We start from the raw sequence: 18,632 nt of genomic DNA, 5'->3' as shown, positions 1-18,632 counted from the left end.
CGCACCGACGCCACGACGAAGGGCGCAGCCATGGCACGATCCGCATTGTTCGACGTCGACGGCACACTCACCGACACCAACTACCTCCACGTCGCGGCGTGGTGGGAAGCGCTGAGACAGGGCGGGCACACCGTCGCCATGACGGAGATACACGACGCGATCGGCCTCGGCTCCGACGACCTCCTCGACCGGCTCCTCGGCGAGGACCGGGACCACGAAGAGGGCCCCCACCTCTCCGACGCCCACAGCGCCCTCTACGCCACCTGCTTCGAGCGGCTTCCCGCGCTGGGCGGGGCGGGCGACCTCCTGCGGGCGCTGGCGGACCGGGGATGGACCGTGGTCCTCGCCACGTCGGCCCCGGCGCACGAACTGGAAGCGCTGCGCCGGGCGCTCGACGCGGACGAGGCCATCGCCGGGGCCACGAGCGCCGACGACATACAGGAGGGGAAACCCGCGCCGGAACCGGTGCGTCGAGCGATGGACATCGCCGGAGGAACGCCCGAGGAGACCGTCTTCACCGGGGACTCGGTGTGGGACATGCGCGCCGCCGTGAAAGCCGGTGCGGCCACCGTCGGCCTGCTCAGCGGCGGCATCTGCCGCTCCGCGCTCACGGAGGCCGGTGCGGGCGAGACGTACCGGAGCCCGTCCGATCTCCTCGCACGCCTCGACACCAGCGTCTTCGCCCGGCTGGAGCAGAACGACTGATCCCGGGACGCACCGGGCGATCGGCCATTGCGGTACGTTCCGCCGTCCCGTGTGCGGGCCGCTTCGCGGGGCGGGTAGGCCCCGGTGTCGTGCCGTGACCGGTGCGGCGCGCTCGCATGCGGACCCCGCGCCCCGGTGTCCCCGTCGCCCCATCGTCAGGAGAGGCCGCGCAATGCCCCGAACGGTACTGGTCACCGGTGCGAGCGCCGGTGTGGGACGGGCCGTCGCCCGCGAGTTCGGCCGCAGAGGGGACAGGGTGGGACTCGTCGCACGCGGCCGTACCGGGCTGCGTGCCGCCGCGGCCGAACTGCACGAGATGGGCGTCGAGGCGGTCGTGGCGCCCGCGGACATGGCCGACGACACGGCCGTACGCGCCGCGGCCGACCACGTCGAAAGTCTCCTCGGCCCGATCGACGTATGGGTCAACGTCGCCTTCGCCTCGGTCTTCGCCCCGTTCACCGAGATCGCGCCGGACGAGTTCCGCCGCGTCACCGAGGTCAGCTACCTCGGATACGTCAACGGCACCCGCGAGGCACTGGCGCGCATGAAACCCCGGGGGACGGGGACCATCGTGCAGGTGGGATCCGCGCTGGGGACCCGCTCCATCCCACTCCAGTCCGCGTACTGCGGTGCCAAGCACGCCGTGAACGGGTTCACCTCGTCGATCCGCACCGAACTGCTCCACGAGAAGAGCCGGGTGCGCATCACCGTGGTCCAACTGCCGGCGGTGAACACACCGCAGTTCTCCTGGACCCTGTCGCGCCTGCCCCGCCACCCGCAGCCCGTCCCGCCCATCTACCAGCCCGAGGTGGCGGCCCGTGCCATCGTGTTCGCCGCGGACCACCCCCGGCGCAAGCAGTACTACGTGGGCTCCTCCACCCTGCTGACCATCCTCGGCGAGAAGGTCGCCGCAGGGCTGCTGGACCGCTACCTCGCCCGCACCGGGTACGACGCGCAGCAGACCGGCCGGCCCGTCCCCGCCGACCGGCCGCACAACCTCTGGCACCCGCTCGACGGCGACGACGAGGACGCGCGCGACCACGGCGCCCACGGCGTCTTCGACGACCGGGCCCGCGAGGGATCCGCCCAGGCATGGTGGTCCCGGCACGCCCGGGCGGCCGGACCGGTGCTCGCGCTGGCCCTCGGCGCCGCGGCCGTGGGGGCCCGCAGGCGGGCGGGACGGACCACCGCCGGTGACATCGCCGGGCGGCGAAGCAGGTGGTCCGGGTGAGACGGACCGGGACGGACGGCCGCGCCGGAGGGGACCGCCCGGGGCGGCGGGGAAGCACCGTGGCCCGGACGGTCCTGTGGTGGGCGGTCCCGACGTGGCGCTCTCGCAGCTCGCCGTCGGGGCCACGGGCATCGCCGCACTGCTGGGAGCGGCCTGCTTCCGGCTCCCCGGCTTCGGGGGCGACGTCCATCCGTACGGCGAACGGGCGGTCCGGGCCGCGCTGTCCCACCGCACGGCGAACGTCGTCTCCTCCGTCAACTTCGATCAGCGGGCCTTCGACACACTCGGCGAGGAGAGCATCCTGTTCGCCGCCGTCCTCGGCACCGTCGTCCTGCTGCGGCAGACCCGTGACGAGCGGACCGTCGCACCCGAACCGCTCCGCGTCGCGTCCCGCCCGCGCCGCTACGCGCTGCTCGCCCTCCCGGTCACCGTGCTCGTCGGTCTCTACGTGGTCGCGCACGGGCAGCTCAGCCCCGGCGGCGGATTCCAGGGCGGCGTGGTCGTGGCCACCGGGCTCCACCTCCTCTACATCGCCGTCGACTACCGCGCGCTGGAAGCGATCCGCCCGGTCCCGCTGTACGAGTTCGGCGACGCCGCGGGCGAGGCCGCCTACCTGCTGATCGGAGCCGCCGGGCTGGCCTTCGGCTCCGCGTATCTCGCCAACACACTGCTGCCCTACGGCACCTTCAACACCCTGGCCTCCGGCGGCATCGTGCCGCTGCTCAACGCGGCGATCGGCGTGGAGGTGGCCTGCGCGGTCGTCGTGCTGCTCGCCCAGTTCCTGGACCAGGCCCTGGAGATCGAGGAGAACCGCCCGTGACGCGTGTGCTGCCCTACCTCGCCGCCGCCTGGATCTTCCTCGTCGGCGCCTACGGACTGGCCACCAGCCGCAACCTCGTGCGCTCCGTGGGCTGTCTGGCGGTCTGCCAGTCGGCGACCTACGTCCTGCTCCTGGCGATCGGCTACCGCGACGGCGGCACGGCCCCCGTCTTCTCCGACGTGAAACCCGGAGCCCGCCCGGTCGTCGACCCCGTCGTCCAGGCGCTGGCGCTCACCGACGTGGTCGTCGGAGCCACCGTCACCGCGCTCCTGCTCGCCCTGGTCGTCCAGATCTCCAAACGCCACCGGACACTCGATCCGGACGAACTGTCCGAGCTGCGCGGATGAGCCGACTGCTGCCGCTGCTCGTCGCCGTCCCCCTGTTCGGCGCGGCCCTGCTCGTCGCGGCGGGGCGCCGACTTCCCCGGCTTCCCGCCGAGGCGTTCGCGGGCGTGCTCGCCGCCGCCACCGCGGCCCTCGCGCTGACGATGCTGGTCCGCCCCTCACCGGTCCACGAGGAATGGGTCGGCGGCTGGGAGCCGGCGCGAGGACCCGCCGTGGGCATCGTCCTGGTCGGCGACGGTGTGGCGCTCGGCCTCGTGACGCTGATCTCGCTGCTCACGACGGCGGTCGTGATCTACTCGTGGCGGTACTTCGACGAGCGGACACTGCGTCACATCGGCGCCTTCCCGGCGTTGATCCTGCTGTTCCAGGCGGGCATGTGCGGCTTCGTGCTGGCGGGCGACCTCTTCAACGCGTTCGTCTTCTTCGAGCTGATGGGCGTGGTGGCCTACGCGCTGACCGGCCACCGGGTGGAGGAGCCGAAAGCCGTGCAGGGCGCGCTCACCTTCGGCGTGGTGATCTCGCTGGGGGCGTACGCGACCCTCGTCGGCATCGCCCTGCTGTACGCCCGCACGGGGGAGCTCTCGATGCACGCCATCGGACAGCGGCTCGACGAGCGGGAGGGGCCCGACGCCCTGGTCCTCGCCGCGTTCGCGCTCGTCCTGACGGGGCTGCTGGTCAAGGCCGCGGCCTTCCCGTTCCACTTCTGGCTTCCCGACGCGCACGCCGTCGCCCCCACCCCCGTCTGCATGCTGCTGTCCGGGGTGATGGTCGAACTCGGTGTGTACGGTGTGGCCCGCGTGTACGGGACCGTGTTCGACGGACCCGGCGGCGTCCCCCCGGCCGACGCGGGCCGGGCCCTCGTCGTGCTGGGCGCCGTCACCGGTCTCGTCGGTGCCGTCATGAGCTGGCAGCAGCGGCACGTGAAGCGGTTGCTGGCGTACGCGACGGTCGCCCACACCGGCCTGTTCCTCGTCGGCCTCGGGCTGACCTCGCCGAAGGCGACCGAGGGCGTCGCCCTGTCCGTCGTGGGGCACGCCGGGGCGAAGGCCGCGCTGTTCGCCTGCGCCGGAATCCTGCTGGACCGCTACGGCAGCATCGACGAGCACGACCTGTTCGCGAAGGCGCGTGAACTCCCCCTCGTCTCTGCCCTGTTCGCCATGGGCGGCCTGGCTCTCGCCGGGATGCCGCCGTTCGGCACCGGGCTCGGCAAGGCGGCCGTGGAGGAGGAGGGCGGCGCCCTGCTGACCGTGCTCTGCGTGGCCGTCTCCGCCGCCACGGGGGCGGCCGTGCTGCGCGTGACCGCCCGGGTCTTCTGGGGGCTCGGCCGCAGACCGCAGGGGGCGCGGGCGGACGAGACGACGGGCACGGACGAGGAACCGGAGACCCAGGGGCCGTTGGGCCGGGTGCCGGCCACCATGCTGGCCGTCCCGGTCGCGCTGCTTCTCGGGGCGCTGGCCGCCGGGCTGGCACCCGGGTTCGCCGGGGCCGTCGCGCGAGCCGTGGCCGACATGGGTTCCGGCGCGCCGGTGGAGCCCGTGCACTGGACCGCGGCGGGACTGGCGCTCGGCGGGATCTCGACCCTGCTGGCCGTCGTGACCGCGGCCGCGGCCCTGCGCGGGCGGGCGGCGGCGGAAGGGCATCCGTGGATCGCCCCGCTGCGGCGCCTGCACTCGGGTCACGTCGGCGACTACGTGGCCTGGCTGCTGGTCGGCACCGCTCTGCTCGGCGCGCTCGCATGGCCGGCCCTCGGCGCCGGATGAGGGCGGAGGCGGTCCGGCACCGGGCCCGATGGGATGAGCGCTGTTTACCGCGCGTGCCGCGGTGATACGTCTCCTACGAGGGCGGCCCGAAGGCCGTGACGGACCCACCTCGCGTGCACTCCGCTCGGCCCACCCGGTGCGGCCCGGTGGGGATACCGTTCCGGCATGACGTCAGCGCCGCCGTTGTTCCCGCCCCGTCCGATCCGTGGTGTGCGTGTGCTGCACCGGAGGCAGAACTGCGCCCCGCAGTTCGCGGAGTTGGAAGTGGACTTCGAGCCCGCGGCCGAGGGCTTCGCCTTCGAGGTGCCCGAAGGGCTGCCGTCGGCGGGCGAGCCCCCGGACGACCTGTCGCGCCTCGTCGCCGCTGCCGCCGCCGGGATCCTGGAGGAGCTGAGCGCGCCCGGGCACGGACTCGTGGTCTCCGTGCGGGTGGTGCTGCGGAGCATCCGTACCGACACATTCGGCTCGCACGAACTGGCCTTCCGGGTCGCGGGCGGCCTCGCCGCCCGCGAGGCCCTGGCGCGCGGTCGTGGGGACAGGTGACGGGCAGGGTGCTCCGGATGCGCGGTCGAGCCGTTATCACGGGCCGACGCGGTAACGTTCGGCGCTCTCCTCGCGCAGCTCCAGGCCGAGCCCCGGCCGCCCCGTGCCGCCCGGACACACCGTGCCGCCGGCGGGGGACAGCACGCCGTCCAGGAGCCGCTGTTCGACGCGTACGTGGTCGTGGAACCACTCCGCGTGGCGCAGGTTGGGGATGGCGGCGGCCGTGTGGGCGTGGACGTGCGGGGCGCAATGGGCGGAGAGCTGGAGACCGGCGGCGTCGGCCAGGGCCGCGGCGCGCAGCCATCCGGTGACGCCCCCGCACCGGGTCGCGTCCGCCTGGGAGGCAGTCCACCGCGCCCGCGTCGACCATCGCGCGGAAGTAGGCCGGTGCGCAGCCGTACTCACCGGCCGTCACATCGGGGAGTACGGCCGCCCGGACCCGGGCCAGCCCCGCCAGGTCGTCGGAGGAGACGGGCTCCTCGAACCAGGTCACCGCCTCGTCGCCGAGGAAGGAGGCCAGCCGGATCGCCTGCTTGCGGGTGTAGGCGCCGTTGGCGTCCACGTACAGTTCCGCGGCTTCGCCGATGCTGGAGCGCGCGGCGGCGATCCGCGTCCGGTCCCGTCGTTCCTCCTTGCCCCACGACTCTCCGATCTTCATCTTGACCCGGGGAATTCCCAGCGTCTCGACCCAGCCGCGGAGTTGATGATCCTGCTGGCGCGCGGAGTACGTGGTGAACCCGCCGCTTCCGTACACCGGGACGTCGGGCGTGACGGCGCCCAGCAGATCGACGAGCGGGAGCCCCAACAGCCGCGCCTTCAGATCCCACAGGGCGATGTCGACGGCGGAGACGGCGCCCGCCACCAGCCCGGGGTACCCCGCGTTGCGTACGGCGCGGCGCATCGCCTCGTTGGCGCCGGGCGGATCCCAGGCGCGCAGACCCGTCACCACCCCGGCCAGCAGGTCCTCGACGACGGCCGTGGCCGCGGCGGCGCCGTAGGTGTAGCCGAGCCCCGTCGCCCCGTCGGAGCGCGCGTGGACGACGACCAGTGTGGTCTCCTTCCACGTGAGCGTGCCGTCCGCCTCCGGACTGTCCGTCGGCACGGTGTACGCCGCGGCCCCGACGGCGGACACTCGGGGCCCGGAGTCCGCCGGAACCGCGTTCGGCCCGGTCATCCGGCCTCCGGCGGTTCGCCGCGCCGGTGGTGTCCGGGCAGCATCTCCTGCACCTTGGCCTTGAGCCCCTGCCTGATGATGCCGCCGCGGTCGCTGTCGCCCTTGACGGTGGCGGCGACCAGCGCCTCGGCCTGCTCCCGGGTGGCGTGCGGAGGGATCGGGGGGACGGCCGGGTCGGTGACGAAGTCGATGACGAAGGGGCGGTCGGAACTGAGCGCGCGGCGCCAGGCCTCCTCGACGTCCTCGGGCTTCTCCACCCGCGTCCCGACCAGTCCGATCAGGTGCGCGAAGTCGCCGTACCGGACATCGGGCAGGGACTGGGAGGGAAGGAACTGCGGGGCTCCCGACATGGCGCGCATCTCCCACGTGACCTGGTTCAGGTCCTGGTTGTTGAGCACGGCGACGATCAGCCGCGGATCGCGCCACTGCGACCAGTACTTCGCGACGGTGATCAGCTCCGCCATACCGTTCATCTGCATGGCACCGTCCCCCACCAGCGCCAGCGCGGGCCGGTCGGGATGCGCGAACTTGGCCCCGATCGCGTAGGGGACCCCGGGCCCCATGGTGGCGAGCGTTCCCGAGAGCGAGCCGCGCATCCGCCCGCGCATCCGCAGATGGCGCGCGTACCAGTTGGCTCCGGAACCGGAGTCGGCGGAGATCATGACGTCGTCGGGCAGCAGGGCGTCGAGCGTGTGCACGACGTACTCCGGGTTGAGCGGGTCGGCGGCCACGGCGGCGCGCCGCCCCATCACCTCCCACCAGCGGGCGGTGTCATTCTCGATCTTCTTGCGCCAGGCGCCGTGCTTCTTCCGTTTCAGCAGGGGGAGCAGCGCCCCGAGGGTCTCCTTGGCGTCACCGGCGAGGTTCACCTCGAAGGGATACCTGAGCCCGATCATGCGCGGATCGATGTCGATCTGCACCGCGCGCGCCTGGTCCAGTTCGGGGAGGAACTGCGTGTACGGGAAGCTCGACCCCACCACCAGCAACGTGTCGCAGTCCCGCATCAGCTCGTACGAGGGACGGGTGCCTCGCAGTCCGATCGCGCCGGTCACATAGGGGAGTTCGTCCGAGAGGACGTCCTTGCCCAGCAGCGCCTTGGCGACCCCCGCCCCCAGCACATCGGCGAGTTCCTCGACCTCCGCCCGAGCGTTCCGAGCGCCCTGGCCGATGAGCACGGCCACTTTCTCGCCCGCGTTCAGCACGTCGGCGGCGTGTGCGAGGTCCTGGGGCGAGGGCAGTGCGGCCGAGGACGCCAGTCCCAGGCTGGACGGCACCATCTTGAGGGCGTGGGTGGGCGGGGAGTAGTCGAGTTCCTGGACGTCCGCGGGGAGGATGACCGCCGTCACCGTGCGCCCGGCGTACGCGGTGCGGAACGCCCGGTCGATGACGTTGGGGAGCTGCTCGGGCACGGTCACCATCTCGCAGAACTCCGACGCCACGTCCTTGTACAGGCTGACCAGGTCGACCTCCTGCTGGTAGGAGCCCCCCATCGCGCTGCGGTTGGTCTGGCCCACGAGCGCCACCACGGGGACGTGGTCGAGCTTCGCGTCGTACAGACCGTTGAGCAGATGGATCGCGCCGGGGCCGGAGGTGGCCGCGCACACCCCCACCTTGCCGGAGAACTTCGCGTAGCCCACCGCCTCGAACGCGGCCATCTCCTCGTGACGGGCCTGGACGAATTCCGGGTCGTTGTCCGCGCGCCCCCAGGCGGCGAGGAGGCCGTTGATGCCATCGCCCGCGTAGGCGAAGACGTGGTCCACCTCCCACTCGCGCAGACGCTGAAGAACGTAGTCGGACACCTTCATGGGGCCTGGTCTCCTGTCGTGTGGTGTGCCGTGCCGCGCGGGTGGGGCCGGGGCTTCCCTCAGGTACGTGAACGGCAGTGCCGGAGCAGGCCGTACGCGCCCGCTCCCGCCGCCGCGACGGTGGCGAGGACGACGGCCGTCGCCCGGCCGGCGTCCCCCTCGGGCACCTCGGGGCGCGCGACGAGCCGCTCCGGACGGTCGGACGGAAGGCCGCCGTCCAGCCCGAGGGCCAGTGCCTCCGCCAGATGCATCGCCCGGCGGCCGGTGCCGCCCTCCTCGATCTGCGTACGGCAGCTGAAGCCGTCCGCCAGGACGAGCGCCCCGGGAGGCGCGGCGCGTACGGAGGGCAGGACCCCCAGTTCGCCGATGGCGAGCGAGAGCCCGTGGTGCCCCCGCTCGAAGCCGAAGTTCCCGGCGAGCCCGCAGCACCCCTCGTCCAGGACGGTCGCCTCGATGCCCGCGCGGCGCATGAGCTCGCGGTCCGCGTCGTCCTTCAGCACGGCGTGCTGATGGCAGTGGGTCTGCACGACGGCGGACCGGGCGAGCCTCGGCGGCTGCCAGTCCTGGTCGGGCAGCTCCCCGACGAGGATTTCCGCGAAGGTGCGCACCTGCCGGGACAGCCGCTGGACGTCCCGGTCCTGCGGCATCAGCTCCGGGGCGTCGACGCGGAGGGCGGCGACGCACGACGGCTCCAGCCCGACGACGGGGGTGCCTGCCTCCACCCACGGCCGGAGCGCCTCCACCGTCCCGCGCAACGCGGCCCGCGCCGCACCGAGTTGACCCGTCGAGATCCAGGTGAGGCCGCAGCACGCCCGCCGGTCCGGGACCGCCACCCGGAATCCCGCGTCCTCCAGGACCCGCACCGCCGCCTTCGCGACGGCCGGGTGGAAGGAGTCGCTGAACGTGTCCGGCCACAGCACGACCGTGTGTTCGTCCCCCGGCTCGGGCCCGGGCACGTCCCGGGAGTCCCACCACTGCCGGAAGGACTCCCGGGCGAACACCGGCGCACTCCGTTCGCCGGCCACCCCCGCGAGCCGCTTCCCGGCGCGCGCGAGGCCAGGGGCGTGGAGGAGGGCGTTCACCACGCGCGGTGCCAGGCGCGTCAGCCGCGCCCACACCGGGAGCCAGCCCAGGGAGTAGTGGGCGGCCGGGCGCAGCCGGTGCGCGTAGTGGTGGGAGAGGAACTCGGCCTTGTAGGTGGCCATGTCGACGCCCACCGGGCAGTCGGAGCGGCACCCCTTGCAGGAGAGGCAGAGATCGAGCGCGTCGCGGACCTCGGGGGAGTGCCAGCCGCCGGTCACGGGGGAGTCGTCGTGCCCGCCGAGCATCTCGAACAGCAGCCGGGCCCGGCCGCGCGTGGAGTGCTCCTCCTCGCCCGTCGCCCGGAACGACGGGCACATCACCCCGCCGGAGTGGGTCCGGCAGTTCCCGATGCCGACGCAGCGCTTCACCGCCCTGGTGAAGGACCCGTCGTCCTGCGGGAACCCGAAGTGGGTGGCGGGGTCCGCCGGGTGCCACTCCGAGCCCAGCCTCAGGTTCTCGTCGGTGCGGTGCGGGGCGACGACCTTCCCCGGGTTCATTCTGCCGCCCGGGTCGAAGAGCCGCTTGACCTCGCCGAACGCGTCGACGAGTGGCCGGCCGAACATCCGCTCCAGCAGTTCGCCCCGCGCCTGCCCGTCGCCGTGCTCCCCCGAGAGCGAACCGCCGTAGGAGACGACGAGATCGGCCGCGCGGAACAGGAACACGCGGAACGTGGCGATCCCCTCGGCGTGAGTGAGGTCGAACGGGATGCGCGTGTGGACACAGCCCTGCCCGAAGTGTCCGTAGAGCGAGGGGTGGTCGTAGTCGAACTCCGCGAACAGGTCCTTCAGGTCGCGCAGGTAGTCACCGAGCCGTTCCGGTGGAACGGCGGAGTCCTCCCACCCCTCCCAGGTCTCCCGGTCGTCGGGCGGGCGCGCGGTCACCCCCAGCCCCGCCTCCCGCGCCCGGAGCATCTTCTGTTCGCGTCCGGGGTCGTCCGAGAAGGAGACCCGCGGGTCGTCCGGGCCGCGGCCGAGCGCGTCGAGGAGTCCCCGCGCCCGGGCGTCCACGTCGTCCTGGCCGTCCCCGCCGAACTGGACGAGAAGCCAGCTGTCCCCCTCGGGAAACGTGTCCAACGACTCCAGATGGGAGCCCTCCTCCCGCATGAGCTGGGCCATCCGTCCGTCCAGCGCCTCCAGCAGCTCCGGTTCGCCGTGGCCCAGCACCCGGGGCACGTCGTCGGCGGCCGCGCAGATGTCGTCGTAACCGAGGACGACCATCGCCTCGCACCGGGGCACGGGCACCAGGTCCAGCTCGGCGCGCAGGACGACGACCAGGGTGCCCTCGCTCCCGACGAGCGCGCGCGCCACGTCGAAACCGTTCTCCGGCAGCAACGAGTCGAGGTTGTAGCCGGACACCCGTCGCGGAATGCGGGGATAGCCGTGGCGGATGTCGGCCAGGTGCTCGTCGACCACCTGGCGCAGCCCGGCGTAGAGCTCGGCGCGCCGGCCCCCGGAACGCAGCACGGCCTCGTACTCCTCGCGGGAGGTGGGCCCGACCCAGCAGCGCGTTCCGTCGTACGTGAGGATCTCCAGACGGCGCACGTTGTCCACCGTCTTGCCGTACGCCTGGGCCGACGCCCCGCAGGAGTTGTTCCCGATCATCCCGCCCAGCGCGCAGTGGCTGTGCGTGGAGGGCTTCGGCCCGAACTTCAGCCGGTACGAGGAGAGTTGACGGTTCAGTTCGTCCAGGACGATCCCGGGCTCGACCACGCAGGTCGCCCGGTCCGGCTCCACCGACACCAGCTTGTGGCAGTACTTCGTCCAGTCGATGACCACCGCGGCGTTGGTGCACTGGCCGGCCAGGCTCGTTCCGCCGCCCCTGGACAGCACCGGCGCGCCGAACCGCGCGCAGACCCGCACCGCGTCCGCCCCGGCGTCGATGTCGCGCGGCACGACCACGGCGATGGGCACCTGACGGTAGTTCGACCCGTCCGTGGAGTACGCGCCGCGGCTCCCCGCGTCGAACCGGACCTCGCCCCGCACGCCCGCCCGCAGCGCCCGCTCCAGGCCGACGACATCGATCGGCGCGCCGTCGAAGGAGCCGCGATCCGGCGACGGCGACCGCGAGGAGGTCTGGGGTTCCATGACGGTTCCTCTCTCCGGTGAGCCACTCCGGGCACGAGGGGGCTCATCCCCCGGACGCGTTCACTTCCACGTGCTGCCCACCAGAGGCGGCGTGTCCAGGCCCGACCCGGTCCGTACGCCGTGCAGGAACTCCGACAGCGCCTCCTGGGCCGACCGGGTCGGCCGCCACCCCAGCACCTCATGGGCGCGGGAGCAGTCGAGGACCGGGAGGCGGAGCACCGCGTCGAAGAGATGCGGGGAAGCGGGCACGGCCCGGCCGTGCCACGCTGCCGACAGGACCGTCCGGACCACGGCGGGCGGGACGCGCACCACCCGGGCGCCGAGCAGGTCGGCGAGCTCGCGGGGGCCGAGCACGGGCTCCGCCGCCAGGTTGAACGGACCGTGCACGTCGGTGAGCACGGCCGCCCGGTAGGCCCGGGCCGCGTCATCGGTGTGCAGCACCTGGAACCGCAGCCCCGGCAGGTCCGGGACGAACGGGAGCAGGTCCGGCCGGAGCAGGACACCGGGCAGATGGCGGCCCGCGAAGATGCGGCGCTGCTCGCTGGCGGACTGCTCCTTGAAGAGGAAGCCGGGACGCATCCTCACCACCCGGACGTCCGGACGACGCAGCTCGAACGAGTCCAGCACCCGTTCCAGATAGGACTTCTCCCGGCAGTAGGCGGCATCCGGCCACCCGTGCGTCGGCCAGTTCTCGTCCACGCCCCGCACGCTCTTCGGGCCGGGGGAGTACGCGCCCACCGACGAGGCGTGCACCAGGGTCCGGACCCCGGCCCGCGCCACGGCGTCGAAGACCCGGACGGAGCCCAGGACGTTGCTGCGCCAGGTGACCACCGGATCATGCGTCGGCTGGAAGCGCCACGCCAGGTGGACGACCGCGTCCGCACCGGTGAGGAGCCCGTCCAGCGCCGCCGGACTGTCCTCGCGGGAGAGGTCCACGGCGGCCCACCGCACCTTGGGCACGGAGATCGACGGCAGCCGGCGGGCCAGGCCGACGACCTCCGCCACGCCGGGATCCGCCGCGAGCGACTCGACGACGCTGGTTCCCACATTGCCGGTGGCTCCCGTCACCACCACGCGCAGTCCCACGGGTGTGCCCATGGTGTTCCGTCCTTCCGGAGGGTTGCGAGGATCGTGTCCGTGCCGTCCGCCGTACAGGCCCTACGGACGCAGCAGCGTCTTCACCATCCCGTCCTCCTTCTCCTGGAACATCGCGTACGCCTTCGGACCGTCCTCCAGGGGCAGGTGATGGGTGGCGAACCCCTCGACCCCGAGCACGTCCTCGTCGTCGAGCAGCGGAAGGATCTCCGGCACCCAGCGCAGGACGTTGGCCTGACCCATGCGGAGCTGGATCTGCTTGTCGAACAGGGTCAGCAGGGGCAGCGGGTCCGCCGCGCCCCCGTAGACACCGGACAGGGAGATGGTCCCGCCGCGACGCACCACGTCGATCGCGGTGTACAGGGCGGCGAGGCGGTCCACCCCGGCGTGCTCCATGAGGGTCCGGGCGACGAGGTCGGGCAGCAGACCGGTGGCCCACTGCGCGGACTTCGCGAACGGCGCGCCGTGGGCCTCCATCCCGACCGCGTCGATGACGGCGTCGGTCCCCCGGCCGTCGGTCAGTTCCCGGATCGCGTCCGGCAGCCCCTTGCCGAGGCGTTTCACGTCGAAGACCTGAACGCCCCGCGAGGCCGCGCGGGCCAGGCGTTCGGGCACCAGGTCGACGCCGACGACCAGACCGGCGCCGAGGTGCCGGGCGATCCTGGCCGCCATGTCACCGATGGGGCCGAGCCCCAGCACGGTGACGCTTCCCCCGGGAGGTATGGAGGCGTACTGGACGGCCTGCCAGGCGGTGGGGAGCACGTCGGAGAGGTAGACGTAGCGGTCGTCGGGCGGGCCGTGCGGGACGGGGATGGGCAGCGTGTTCCCGAACGGCACCCGCAGCAGCTCCGCCTGCCCGCCGGGCACCTGCCCGTACAACTTGGTGTAGCCGAACAGCGCGGCGCCGGTGCCCTGCTCGCGGACCTGGGTGGTCTCGCACTGCGAGTGCAGGCCGGCCCCGCACATGAAGCACGTGCCGCACGACACGTTGAAGGGGACCACGACGCGGTCGCCCACCTGCACCGCCGTGACGTCGCGGCCCACCTCCTCCACCACCCCCATGGGCTCGTGACCGAGCACGTCACCCTGCTCCAGGTAGGGCCCGAGCACCTCGTACAGATGCAGATCGGAGCCGCAGATCCCGGTCGAGGTGACGCGTACGACGATGTCGGTGGCGTCCTCGACGCGGGGATCGGGGACGGTCTCCACCCGGACGTCCCGTCGTCCCTGCCAGGTGAGTGCACGCATGCGGCCCTCCTCGGGGTGGTGCCGGTGGATCGCGGTCGGGCGTGGCGGTTCGAGCCCCTCCAACCAGCCAATCAGGGACCGGCCGGTCCCGCCTCCCGTGGCGCGAACGTTCACAGCAGGGCAGGCGAGGGACACGAAGAGTGCGGCACGGCAGGATCCGGTCGCCCACAACCGCCTTGCGGGACGGGGAGGCCCACTTGGCCCTGTACCCGCCCGATTGCCGGGGCCCTTGGAGGGAGCGGGTCCCGGGCGGCGTTACCGACCGTGGTCACCGGATACCCGCTGCGAGCGCGGATGCGCACAGGAGTTGCAGATGACCGACGCCAAACAGATCCAGCGGGACGGCGCACGCGTCACGGATCCGGCCGACGGGCCGATGACCACGGACCAGGGGGTCGCGGTCGAGCACACCGACGACTCACTGACGGTCGGCAACCGGGGCCCCACCCTGCTGGAGGACTTCCACTTCCGCGAGAAGATCACGCGTTTCGACCACGAGCGCATCCCCGAGCGGGTGGTCCACGCCCGCGGGGCCGGGGCATACGGATTCTTCGAACCGTGCGAATCCTGTGCCGCGTTCACCCGGGCGGCCTTCCTCCAGGACCCGGCCGTCCGCACCCCGGTGTTCGTGCGGTTCTCCACCGTGCAGGGCCCGCGTGGTTCGGCGGACACGGTGCGCGACGTGCGGGGCTTCGCGACGAAGTTCTGCACGTCCGAGGGGAATTACGACCTCGTCGGCAACAACTTCCCCGTCTTCTTCATCCAGGACGGAATCAAGTTCCCCGACTTCGTGCACGCGGTGAAGCCCGAACCGCACAATGACATCCCCACCGGCGCGTCCGCCCACGACACCCTCTGGGACTTCGTGTCCCTCCAGCCCGAGACGCTGCACACGATCATGTGGCTGATGTCGGACCGGGCGATCCCGCGCAGCTACCGGATGATGCAGGGGTTCGGCGTCCACACGTTCCGGTTCGTGGACGCCGAGGGGCGGGGCACGTTCGTGAAGTTCCACTGGACACCCCGGCTCGGTGTGCATTCCCTGGTCTGGGACGAGGCGCAGGAGGTCCAGGGGCGCGACCCCGACTTCAACCGGCGCGACCTCTGGAACGCCATCGAGGCCGGCCAGTACCCGGAGTGGGAGCTGGGGGTCCAGCTCATTCCGGAGACGGACGAGCACTCCTTCGACTTCGACCTCCTCGACGCGACGAAGATCGTGCCGGAGGAACTCGTCCCGGTGCGGCCGATCGGCCGGATGGTCCTCGACCGCAACCCCGACAACTTCTTCGCCGAGACCGAGCAGGTCGCCTTCCACACCGCCAACGTGGTGCCCGGAATCGACTTCACCAACGACCCGCTGCTCCAGGCACGGAACTTCTCCTACCTCGACACGCAGCTGCTGAGGCTGGGCGGCCCCAACTTCGCCCACATCCCGGTCAACCGGCCGGTCGTCGACGTACGCAACAACCAGCGCGACGGCTTCCACCAGGAACAGATCCACACCGGAACCAACTACACCCCCAACACCCTGGGGGTCGGCTGTCCCGTGCTCGCCGACGTCGACTCCGGTGCCTATCGGCACCTCACCGAAAGAGTGGACGGGACCACGGTCCGCCGCCGCAGTCCCAGCTTCGAGAACCACTACCTCCAGGCGGCCCTCTTCTGGCGCAGCATGTCGCACTGGGAGCGGGACCACATCGTCGACGCCTTCCGCTTCGAACTGGGCAAGGTGTCGGCGATGGACGTCCGGGCCCGCACCGTGGCCCAACTGGTCCAGGTGGACACCGAACTCGCCCAGAGCGTCGCACAGGGCGTCGGGGTGCCGCTGCCCGAGCCGACGGTGACGCCGGAGCCCGCCCCCTCCCCGGCACTGAGCCTGGAGAACCATCGGGGCGACGGCTCCATCCTCTCCCGGCAGATCGCCGTGCTGGTCACGGGCGGCGCCGACGCGACGCAGATCGACGCGGTCAGGGACCCCCTGGTCGCCGGGGGGGCGATCGTCGAACTCCTCGCCCCGCAGGACGGCATCGTCGTCACCAGCCAGGGCGGGACACTGGAGGTCGACCGGGCCCTCCCGACCGTCGCCGCCGTGCTCTACGACGCGGTCCTGCTGCCGGACGGCGCGCAGTTCACCGAGGACGCCGTGCGCCGGTTCGTACGCGACGCCTACCGGCACGGCAAGCCCGTCGGCGGTTACGGGGGCGGGGTCGCCGCGCTGGCGGAACTCCTCCCCGGGGCCGTGACCAGCCGTCCGCCCGAGGAGGAGGGCGGCCCGGTCGGCATCCACGGGGTGGTGACGGCGGACGTCGGTGACGACCGCTTCGCGGCGGCGTTCGCTTCCGCCGTCGCCGCGCACCGGCACTGGGACCGGCCGGGGCTCGTCTGAGGCGAACCCGGCCGGTGCGCACCCGCGTCGACGCGGAGCGGTCAGGGAAGCGGAGTCCCGCCCGTCACGTTCATGACCTCACCGGTGATGAACGAGGCCCTCGACGACGCGAGGAAGACGTACGCGGGGGCGATCTCGGACGGCTGGGCGGCACGTCCGAGAGGGGCCTCCTTCCCGAACTCACGGGTGTCGGGCAGCGTGGCGGGGATCAGCGGGGTCCACACCGGCCCCGGGGCCACGGCGTTGACGCGGATTCCCCCGGAGGCCAGCTCCTGGGCGAGGCCCTGGGTGAACGTCACGATCGCCCCCTTCGTCATCGCGTAGTCCAGGAGGTGCGGACTCGGCCGGTAGCCCTGGACCGACGCCGTGTTGATGACCGAGCCGCCGGTGGGGATGTGCGGCAGTGCCATCCTGCACAGCCAGAACATGCCGTACAGGTTGGTCCGCACCACACGGTCGAACTGGTCGGTGGAGATGCCCGCGATGCCCTCCGGCTGCGCCATCTGGTAGGCGGCGTTGTTGATCAGGACGTCGACACGGCCGAACTCCGACACCGTCGTGTCGACGAGGGCGCGGCACGAGGCCTCCTCGCGGATGTCGCAGAGCACCGGCACGGCGCGTCGGCCCGCCGCCTCCACCAGGTCGGCCGTCGTCCGGGCCTCTTCCGCCTCCTTCTCGAGATGGGTGAAGACGACGTCGGCGCCCTCACGGGCGAAGGCCAGCGCCACGGCCCGGCCGATGCCGGAGTCCCCGCCGGTCAGGAGCGCGACGCGATCCGTCAGCAGGTCGCTGCCCCGATAGCTGTCCTCACCGTGGTCGGGGCGTGGGTCCATGGATTCGGTCCATCCCGGATACGGCTGGCTCTGCTGCGGAAGCCGCTGCCGGCGAGCGTCCTGCGCGGGGTCCCGCGGCCACGGGGCTGTGCTCATGGCTCTGTCCTCCTCGGCGTGGGGGTTCGGCCTGGCGTGTGCGGTGCGTCGGGGAACGGCCCCGGAGCGGTACCTCTCCGGCGGGGTCAGCCGCCGGAGACGGTGAAGAACGCGCCTTCGGGGTCGTGGATGACGAAGGTGCTGCCGGAGGCGGCGGAGAGCGGCGAGGTGACCGGCGCCGCGTTCCCGCCGGCGGCGACGGCCGCCGCAGCCGTCCTCGCCGGGTTCCCGACTCGGAAGTCGACGACCCAGCGGGGGCGCGCCGCCCCTTCCGGATCGCTGTCCGGCGTCCGGCTGTGCACGGTGGCGAGGGTGTGGCCCGCCGACCGGACGAGCACACGGTCGTGCGCGTAATCGACCGTGCACGCACTGGGCGGCTGGGCCCAGCCGAAGACCTCCGCGTAGAAGATGGCGGCGTCGAAGGCGTCGCGGGTCTCCAGGTCCAGGCGGGCGGGTGCGTTGCCGTGCCCCACGCGCCAGGCCGCGATGGGCCCTTCCCAGAAGCCGAACACGGCCCCGTCGCGGTCGGCGGCGACGCCCGCGCGCCCGTTCCCCAGCGGGAGGGGGCCGACGGCCAGCGTGGCGCCGCGCTCGCTGATCCTGCCCGCGGTCTCGTCCGCGTCCCGGACGGCGAAGTACGGCGTCCAGATGACCGGCTGACCGGCCTCGCGGCAGCATCCGATTCCGGCGACGCGCTCGCCGTGGGTCAGCGCGACCGTGAGATCGTCGTCGAGCGTGCTCCTACGGAACTCCCATCCCATGATCTCGGAGTAGAAGCCCTGTGCCTTTTCCAGGTTCCGCGCCATCAGGTTGACCCAGCACGGTGTGCCGGGGGTAGGAGTGGTGTCTTCGACGTTCGACATACGACGCGCCTTTGGACGGAGAAGCAGCCGGAGGAAGGCATGGGCCCCACGGGTTCCGGGGGCCGTACGCACAACGACCGGCCCGACGAATCCACGGGGCGACGCTTTCGGAGGCCCGGACCCGTCACGGAGGGCCGCCCGTGCCGTGTGGCCGATTTCCGGTGTCCGGACCGGATTCCCCTACCTGCCCACCATTCCCCTGCCCACGCCATGCCGCACCTCGGCGTCGCCGCCGACGCACCCGATTGCGCGCCGGTGTGGTGACGCGACGCGCTGTCGCGGTGCGCCGGGCGGAATCGAGGAAGGGGCAACGCCGCCGCCGACGTACAGGTGGAGGTCTCCCGCCAGGACGCCGACGACCGGGGACTGGCGGAGGGAGACCTCGCCGAGGTGGCGACCCCGCGCGGAACGGTGACGGCACGGGTACGGGTCACCGGCATCCGCCCCGGACTGCTCTTCCTCTCGGACCCTCGCCGTCACGCGGGACGGTTCGACCTGAAATCCTGGCCAGTTGCCACGACGGCTCACCAAGAACAGAGTGGAAGAGGAACACACACGAGAA

General features: G+C 72.5%; 13 protein-coding genes and 2 pseudogenes. 8 read left to right on the top strand and 7 right to left on the bottom strand.

Going from position 1 to position 18,632, the window contains the following annotated elements; all coding sequences use genetic code 11:
- The first annotated feature begins 30 nt into the window (after positions 1 to 30).
- The 6 genes from ACWC97_RS00605 (at position 31) to ACWC97_RS00580 (ending at position 5,403) form a co-directional block, all read left to right on the top strand.
- Positions 31 to 705, top strand: coding sequence for an HAD family hydrolase (locus ACWC97_RS00605; protein WP_450646552.1), 675 nt, complete (start codon positions 31 to 33; stop codon positions 703 to 705).
- Positions 706 to 877: 172 nt separating this feature from the next.
- A complete protein-coding gene (locus ACWC97_RS00600; protein ID WP_450646550.1) occupies positions 878 to 1,936 on the top strand; it encodes an SDR family oxidoreductase in 1,059 nt (352 codons plus the stop codon).
- Between the two features lie 79 nt (positions 1,937 to 2,015).
- A complete protein-coding gene (locus ACWC97_RS00595; protein WP_450646548.1) occupies positions 2,016 to 2,756 on the top strand; it encodes an MnhB domain-containing protein in 741 nt (246 codons plus the stop codon).
- Positions 2,753 to 3,103 carry a sodium:proton antiporter gene (locus ACWC97_RS00590; protein ID WP_352276681.1) on the top strand — a complete coding sequence of 117 codons (351 nt, stop codon included), beginning with the start codon at positions 2,753 to 2,755 and terminating at the stop codon, positions 3,101 to 3,103. The genes ACWC97_RS00595 and ACWC97_RS00590 overlap by 4 nt, the downstream gene beginning before the upstream one ends.
- Positions 3,100 to 4,860, top strand: a complete 1,761-nt coding sequence (locus tag ACWC97_RS00585) for a complex I subunit 5 family protein (protein ID WP_450646545.1) — start codon at positions 3,100 to 3,102, stop codon at positions 4,858 to 4,860. The genes ACWC97_RS00590 and ACWC97_RS00585 overlap by 4 nt, the downstream gene beginning before the upstream one ends.
- A gap of 165 nt (positions 4,861 to 5,025) precedes the next feature.
- Positions 5,026 to 5,403 (top strand): hypothetical protein, encoded by a 378-nt coding sequence (locus tag ACWC97_RS00580; protein ID WP_450646544.1) that lies wholly within the window; start codon positions 5,026 to 5,028, stop codon positions 5,401 to 5,403.
- 36 nt (positions 5,404 to 5,439) lie between these two features.
- On the opposite strand, the pseudogene ACWC97_RS00575 reads toward ACWC97_RS00580, so the two are convergent.
- The 5 genes and pseudogenes from ACWC97_RS00575 to ACWC97_RS00555 form a co-directional block, all read right to left on the bottom strand.
- Positions 5,440 to 6,577, bottom strand: a pseudogene (locus ACWC97_RS00575) (enolase C-terminal domain-like protein).
- Positions 6,574 to 8,382, bottom strand: a complete 1,809-nt coding sequence (locus tag ACWC97_RS00570; RefSeq protein WP_450646542.1) for a thiamine pyrophosphate-requiring protein — start codon at positions 8,380 to 8,382, stop codon at positions 6,574 to 6,576. The pseudogene ACWC97_RS00575 and the gene ACWC97_RS00570 overlap by 4 nt, the downstream one beginning before the upstream one ends.
- A 59-nt stretch (positions 8,383 to 8,441) precedes the next feature.
- Entirely contained in the window at positions 8,442 to 11,549 is a 3,108-nt protein-coding gene (locus ACWC97_RS00565) for an FAD-binding and (Fe-S)-binding domain-containing protein (protein ID WP_450646541.1), read from the bottom strand.
- Between the two features lie 60 nt (positions 11,550 to 11,609).
- Positions 11,610 to 12,647 (bottom strand): NAD-dependent epimerase/dehydratase family protein, encoded by a 1,038-nt coding sequence (locus ACWC97_RS00560; protein WP_352276691.1) that lies wholly within the window; start codon positions 12,645 to 12,647, stop codon positions 11,610 to 11,612.
- A gap of 60 nt (positions 12,648 to 12,707) precedes the next feature.
- The gene (locus tag ACWC97_RS00555; protein WP_450646538.1) at positions 12,708 to 13,892 is read right to left on the bottom strand and encodes an alcohol dehydrogenase catalytic domain-containing protein; all 1,185 of its coding nucleotides are present in this window, start codon (positions 13,890 to 13,892) and stop codon (positions 12,708 to 12,710) included.
- Positions 13,893 to 14,205: 313 nt separating this feature from the next.
- Between ACWC97_RS00555 and ACWC97_RS00550 the strand changes: the two genes are divergently transcribed.
- Positions 14,206 to 16,278 carry a catalase gene (locus ACWC97_RS00550; RefSeq protein ID WP_450646536.1) on the top strand — a complete coding sequence of 691 codons (2,073 nt, stop codon included), beginning with the start codon at positions 14,206 to 14,208 and terminating at the stop codon, positions 16,276 to 16,278.
- A 41-nt stretch (positions 16,279 to 16,319) separates the two neighbouring features.
- Here the strand turns inward: ACWC97_RS00550 and ACWC97_RS00545 are convergent, their stop codons facing one another.
- Together ACWC97_RS00545 and ACWC97_RS00540 are read right to left on the bottom strand one after the other, a co-directional pair.
- Positions 16,320 to 17,207 carry a glucose 1-dehydrogenase gene (locus tag ACWC97_RS00545; RefSeq protein WP_450646535.1) on the bottom strand — a complete coding sequence of 296 codons (888 nt, stop codon included), beginning with the start codon at positions 17,205 to 17,207 and terminating at the stop codon, positions 16,320 to 16,322.
- Positions 17,208 to 17,293: 86 nt separating this feature from the next.
- Positions 17,294 to 18,070, bottom strand: coding sequence for a VOC family protein (locus ACWC97_RS00540; protein WP_450646533.1), 777 nt, complete (start codon positions 18,068 to 18,070; stop codon positions 17,294 to 17,296).
- Between the two features lie 273 nt (positions 18,071 to 18,343).
- On the opposite strand from ACWC97_RS00540, the pseudogene ACWC97_RS00535 reads away from it, so the two are divergent.
- A pseudogene (locus ACWC97_RS00535) lies at positions 18,344 to 18,526 on the top strand (molybdopterin dinucleotide binding domain-containing protein); the annotation flags it as partial.
- Positions 18,527 to 18,632: the final 106 nt, after the last annotated feature.

The sequence above is a fragment of the Streptomyces sp. NPDC001108 genome (genome assembly GCF_053598535.1).
The sequence above is the reverse complement of the archived record's forward strand: the minus strand, read 5'-3'. Positions and strand labels throughout refer to the sequence as shown.